The 255-nt window shown below is 81.2% G+C and carries 1 pseudogene; it reads left to right on the plus strand.

Annotated elements, in window-relative coordinates:
* A pseudogene (locus KVT14_RS20640) lies at positions 1 to 194 on the plus strand (DUF349 domain-containing protein); the annotation flags it as partial.
* Positions 195 to 255 lie beyond the last annotated feature (61 nt).

Consider the following 255-nt stretch of genomic DNA (forward strand, 5'->3'; position numbering starts at 1 on the left):
CCCCCGAGACGCGGGCGCGGGCGGGGGGCGCCCTCGCGCGCCGCGAGAACGCGACCGCGCAGCTCGAGGCCGACCTGGCGAAGGCCCAGGCCGGGGGCGACGCCCGCAAGGCCGCCGACGCGCAGGCCGCGCTCGACGCCCGCCGGTCCTGGCTGGAGCAGGTGCAGCGGGCCGCGGACGAGTCCCTGGGCTGACGCCCGTCCACAGCCGGTGCCGGTCGCCCCTCGCCACGCGCGGGGGTCGACCGGCATAGTG

Source organism: Cellulomonas sp. GbtcB1, from assembly GCF_019091725.1.
In the GTDB taxonomy this organism is placed as follows: Bacteria; Actinomycetota; Actinomycetes; order Actinomycetales; family Cellulomonadaceae; genus Cellulomonas.